The sequence below is a fragment of the Methylocapsa sp. S129 genome (assembly GCF_009765995.1).
Taxonomy (GTDB): domain Bacteria; phylum Pseudomonadota; class Alphaproteobacteria; order Rhizobiales; family Beijerinckiaceae; genus Roseiarcus.
Window position 1 is genome coordinate 1 of record NZ_LMUI01000031.1, and the last position, 4,272, is coordinate 4,272.

The 4,272-nt window shown below is 59.7% G+C and carries 2 protein-coding genes; one reads left to right on the top strand and one right to left on the bottom strand.

Annotation, left to right across the window (positions count from 1 at the left end; genetic code table 11):
• Nucleotides 1–95: 95 nt before the first annotated feature.
• Nucleotides 96–2,057: a hypothetical protein gene (locus tag GSQ90_RS19765; protein WP_158816626.1), complete on the bottom strand. Its 1,962-nt coding sequence runs from the start codon at nucleotides 2,055–2,057 to the stop codon at nucleotides 96–98.
• Between the two features lie 574 nt (nucleotides 2,058–2,631).
• On the opposite strand from GSQ90_RS19765, the gene GSQ90_RS19770 reads away from it, so the two are divergent.
• On the top strand, nucleotides 2,632–4,272 hold a 1,641-nt coding region (locus tag GSQ90_RS19770), incomplete at its 3' end, for a WD40 repeat domain-containing protein (protein ID WP_174247507.1).

Sequence of the window (4,272 nt, forward strand, 5' to 3'; positions counted from 1 at the left end):
CATCCCAATAGCCAAATCGACGATCTCTTGCCCTGGGCCTACGCCCCCGCCATCAAAGCCGTGGCCTGAGAACATCGCTTACGAATTTTGAGAGGTCACGGCCGAAGATCCAGTCGCTTTCGCCCGTAAAGCGCTAGCCAGGTCGAGAGGTCTTCTGTCAGTACCTGCGCTGTAGCGAACAGCACGCTCGCTGTCTCGTCGAGCGAAACAGTTTTCCTCGCCATCGGAATAATTTTTGTTCTGAGTTCCTCAAGAGCTTCCGCAGTTCGTTCTGAGCGTAGCGCAAAACCTTCGAAATCAGCGGTTTCCCTGATGCTTGCTAAGGCTGCGCTCAGGGCTGGCAAAAATACGGCGCAAAACGTTGTGAAGGGCGCAGCTATATCCGTCCAAATTTCATCGGGCAGGAGCCCTTTCTCTTCTGTCAAAAGGAGCAATCCAACGGTGATAAGGACTGAAATGATGATGTAGAAGGACCATTGCACAGCCGCTTGCAGGCGCTTGTCCGTTTTGCCGAGCGCCATCGCGTTCGGATAATGATACTGAAGCTGTTCCACAATCACATGCGTCTCGACTGCACGAAGCAACTGATCCTGAAACGCGCCGTCGAGGGTCGCGCTCGGCAGCCCAAGCTCACGAACTGTCGCCCTTAAATACCACAATCCCCATGACGTCCCTGCCAGTTCTGAGCCATTCGTGGGCCGGATTTGTCCATATTCACCAAGATACGCAAGAAATCGGACGTCCCTCAGGATTTCCGCGAGAGCTCGATACTCCAACCATTTCCGATGCCAGTTCCGCTTTTTGACCATCGCGTAGAGGAAGCCGACGAACGATAGGATAGACGCCTCGACCAAGAACTCCGCGCCCTTCCAACTTAATACGATCGCCTTTCCAGAGGCATGCGCAAATAAACCCGCATATGCGCCGATTCCGACAGCGACGGCCGCGAGCAAGTAGGAGAGGATGTAGGCCGTCCGGTATTTGTTGGCGAAATCGATAGCGAGCTGATCGGCCCATATGTAACGCGGCAGCAAACGCTCTCGAAGACGCGCTTCCAGCGCGTTCGCGGTGGGGGCATCGTTAAAGAAGCGATCCCATTCGGTCAGCCTGTCAGGCAGATAAGGAACGGGAATGGTCAGTCGAAGCTTTTTGCGTTGGATGAGATGCGTGAACAGATCATAGGCTACGCTGCGACTACGGCGCGGCCATTGTTCCTGCAAGAACGTCCGAAGCCGCTCTCCGGGGCTCGGACCTATGGCGTCTCTCGGTTGAACACTTTTTAGGCCGAACAGCGCGTCCTTGGGGACGGAAACAATCTCGGTGATCGCGACTGCGAGCGCTCCGTGCGTGCAATCAACTTTTGGAGCTTCTGGCAGAGCGTCGGTTCCGAATCCGCTCAACATTCGGGCGAAAAAATTGTGTTCGGCGAGAGCGGCGGTCGTCGAAATCCAGACGACCGGAACACCGGTCCTGAACGCACGATGAACCACGTCTCCGGTCCCTCCCGCGCTTTCGGCTGGCTTGCCATCCCAGACGGCGATCAACAGATCAACTTGTCGGACGAGATAATGAGCCAAACGAACGTAGCCGCGATCGCGCTCTGTCGAATCGTCGATGTCCGGCAGCGCGAGCACCGTTGCGGCTTTTTCGCAAGCAGCCTCAAACTCCGATACGACATTGCGGGTCTCATCCAACGCCGATCGTTCGAAATCCTTTTTGTAGGTCTCGACGGGAAAAGGGAGTATCGCATCCAGCGCCCAACCCGGCGGACGAAGAAGGGCGGCTACCTGATCTGCGCCTTCCGCCAAACCTGAAACCAGCCTCACGCGATGGGGTGCGACATCGTAGAAATCGGCATTGATCTTGTGAACGTCCGCGAGAGCCGAATCGATATTCTCGAAAGTGCGGCGAAGAACCGTCTCCACTCTTTCCTGCGCCTCGGCTGGTAGAAGATGCGCTGGTTTGGGCCGGTGACCCGTGATGCCGACGCGAAACGTGAGAACAGGCTTGGGCGGGTGCAATGTATCTTCGGCGGACGATGCGTCAGACGCGGCCATGCTGTGCCTCTTTTGCTAAAAAGAGTTCAAAAGATAACACGGGGACTTCCAAGCCGAGCGAAATTCGTCACAGCGCGAAAATCGACCTGCGGAGGACAGGTTTTGGCTGGATTTATGGCCCGGACCTAATTCCTGGTTGCCCCAAACCGATCGGCAATATCCTGCCGACGAGGCCGGGGAACGCTATTGCACAGTGCTGCTATTGTACAGTGCTAAAGTAGACAGCGATCGGCATGAGTTCACAAAAACGAGGTCCGGCAAAAAATCCAGGGCGGTTCAGCGCCCCAAGCGCGGAAGGCGTGAGGAGGAAAGCGCACCGGTCCGAAGGGCGAGATAAGCGTCTTTGCCCGCCTTTCGCCACGACCCTCATCTTCCGCACGTCGCGCGTTCTTTTCTCCTGAAGGATCGGGCGCTCGCTCATTGCCCTGGGAACGCCGCGCGTCCCGCGCTTGTATCCCGCCGCGAAGGCAGTCATCCTGCGCGATCGGCTGGGTTCTCTTGGAAGGGCGGCGCGATGCGGATAACGCGGCGGAGACAATGGGCTTTCGCGCGATGTGCGGCGGGACTGTGCGTCTTGCTGGCAGCCACGGCGACCTGGTCGCAGGCGCGCGAACTTTCCTCGATGAACCCGGACGAGATCAAGGGCCTGCAACAACGGCTTGCCGACGCCGGTTGCTATGCGGGTCCGGTCGAGGGGATCGCGAGCGACGCGCTGGCGGCGGCGAAGAAGGCGTGTCCAGATCAAGAACCCGTGTTGCGGATCGAGACCGGTATGCATCTGGCGCCGATCTGGCGGATCGGCGTCGATGCGCAATGCCGTCTTGCGGCCACAGGATCGGATGACAAGACCGTTCGGCTATGGTCGTTGCCGGATGGCAGGCTTTTGCGCATTTTGCGGCCGCCGATTGGCGCCGGCATTTCCGGCAAGATCGACGCGGTCGCGGTATCGCCAGATGGGCGTTACGTCGCCATGGGAGGCAGGGACGCGCATGCGGATATCGATCACAAAATGGCCGTTTCGATCTTCGATGCGTCAAGCGGCGCGTTGATTGTTCGGGTTGGCGCATTCGAGAATATCGTCGAGAATCTCGTCTTTTCAGCCGACGGGCGTTGGTTGGCCGCGACTTTGGGCCGCGGCGCCGGTCTTCGCGTGATCGACGCGACGAATTGGAGCGTGGTCGCGACCGACAGGAATTATGGCGACAATAGCAACGCCGCCGCCTTCGCTCCGGACGGGCGCCTCTATACCGTTGGATCGGACGGAGGAAAGATTCGCCGCTATGGGCCGGGCCCTCAGTTCAGGCGGGAGGCGGTGATTGGAACGCGCGGCGGCAAGGACCCTTTCTCCATCGCGATTGAACCCGCGGGCCAGCGCATAGCCGTCGGCTTTAGCGATACGACGGCCGTCGATCTTTACGACGCGCCGAGCCTCACGTTCCATGCCGCCGCCGATAACAGGGGGATCGACCACGGCAATCTCAGCGAGGTCGCCTGGCGCGCCGACGGTAAAGTCCTGATCGCCGGCGGGGCCTACGATATTTCCAGTGTCGAACGTCCCTTTTTGCTCTTCGACCGCGACGGACGGCGCCTCGACGACCCTCCCGCCGCGCTGGCCAATGACACGATTTTGAACTTCGCGCCTTGTGGCGACGGCTTTGCGGTCGCGGCGTCCGATCCAGCCTTCGGCCTCGTTGATGGACAAGGCCGGAAACGCCTGTGGCGTCGCGGCCTGAGCGCCGACATGCGCGCCAAAGTCGGCGACGCTTTCACAATCGCCGAGGATGCGAAGAGCGTTCGCTTCGGACTTGGATACGGGGGCGACCAACCCGTCCTGTTCGACCTGCGGCGCGGCACGCTCGACGATTCCGCCATCCCGCCGCCGGGGCTGACTGAACCTATCGTAACAGGCCTTCCCATCACGAATTGGTTTAATCAGTGGAGCCCAGCCTTTGGCGATAGAGCTATCGCGCTCGACCAGCGCGAAGTCTCCCGCTCGTTGGCGATTCGGCCTAGCGGCCAAGGTTTCGTGCTGGGGACGGAATGGATGCTCAGAGGATACAACGCCGGCAAGGACGCCTGGAGCAATTACGCCCCCAGCACCGCTTGGGGCGTCAACATCTCCGCGGACGACCGCCTGATCGTCGCGGCTTACGGCGACGGGACGATCCGCTGGCATCGCATCGACAACGGCCGCGAGTTGCTCGCCCTGTTCGTC